At 47.6% G+C, this 372-nt stretch carries 1 rRNA gene; it reads right to left on the bottom strand.

The annotated features are described in order from the left end of the window. A 23S ribosomal RNA gene (locus EII32_RS11785) occupies positions 1-372 on the bottom strand; the annotation flags it as partial.

The raw sequence follows: 372 nt of genomic DNA, 5'->3' as shown, positions 1-372 counted from the left end.
CCTTATCACCCGCGTTCTAACTCCTAAGATAAAATTGGTTGGCATTCGGAGTTTGTCTGAATTCGGTAACCCGATAAGGGCCCCTCGTCCAAACAGTGCTCTACCTCCAATAATCATTACTTAAGGCTAGCCCTAAAGCTATTTCGGAGAGAACCAGCTATCTCCAGGTTCGATTGGAATTTCTCCGCTACCCACAACTCATCCGCTCACTTTTCAACGTAAGTCGGTTCGGCCCTCCATTCAGTGTTACCTGAACTTCAGCCTGGTCATGGGTAGATCACCTGGTTTCGGGTCTACGACCAAATACTATACGCCCTATTCAGACTCGCTTTCGCTACGGCTCCACATTTTCTGCTTAACCTTGCATCAGAT

The sequence above is a fragment of the Prevotella sp. OH937_COT-195 genome (assembly GCF_003932845.1).
In the GTDB taxonomy this organism is placed as follows: Bacteria; Bacteroidota; Bacteroidia; order Bacteroidales; family Bacteroidaceae; genus Prevotella.
The sequence above is the reverse complement of the archived record's forward strand: the minus strand, read 5'-3'. Positions and strand labels throughout refer to the sequence as shown.